Genomic DNA, 767 nt, shown 5'->3' on the forward strand with positions numbered 1-767 from the left:
GCAGCTGCCAGTAACTGTTCGCTTGCACCATATGTTGAGTTAGCGTATGCAATGAACGTGTATTCTATCAGGTCACTGTAATCGTTCGTCTGACTTGCAATCTCCAGTGCCTCGTTCTCAGAATAAGCGTCAGAATAAGCTATGTAAGTTATTTTTGTAACCTGTTCATCTGCCGATACCACTGGCGAAAGAGCCAGCATAATCAAAACACTTAATAATAATAGCTTATGTATAACATTTTGCATATTTTCACCCGATAATGTGCACGAAACATCCCGGAAATTTGCTTGGTGGCTGTTCGGGATGTTTCAAACTACTAATTGTTCCACATTCAATTCACTTTTCAATTCAAATTTTTTCTAATACGGTTCAAATTACATTTCAGATAATACAGATCCAATACAGACCAAAAAGGATCAGGATCCGGTCTCATTACCCGAATCCGGAACATAGACGACCCTTCCATCACCCAGCTGATAAGCAGTACCAAGAGCCTCACCGGTACCACCGCCGATCTGATCGGTCATATTCAGTACTTCGATATTCTGACCTTCCTTGACGATTATCTTCATATCGGGCTGACCCGGATTTTTAACAATGGTTATATCTGCCGTAGGACTTAGAAGCTCAGGAAGCTGGAAAGACATGACAAGAGCTATCATAAGTGCTACCGAGAACACCATGGCGATATCGAATAGATTCGCAACCCCGGTCAGAGGGTTCTGGTCTTCTTCCTCATAGAGGATGCCAGGCCTATGATAGCGTTT

2 protein-coding genes are annotated in these 767 nt (G+C 42.6%); both read right to left on the reverse strand.

The annotated features are described in order from the left end of the window. Positions 1-245: hypothetical protein (locus KDK67_RS14160; RefSeq protein ID WP_250869487.1), on the reverse strand; the 245-nt coding region annotated here is incomplete at its 3' end. A 171-nt stretch (positions 246-416) separates the two neighbouring features. Beyond that, a partial coding sequence (locus KDK67_RS14165) for a DUF2149 domain-containing protein (protein WP_250869488.1) occupies positions 417-767 on the reverse strand: 351 nt, incomplete at its 5' end.

The sequence above is a fragment of the Methanococcoides seepicolus genome (assembly GCF_023684405.1).
Classification (GTDB): Archaea; Halobacteriota; Methanosarcinia; order Methanosarcinales; family Methanosarcinaceae; genus Methanococcoides; species Methanococcoides seepicolus.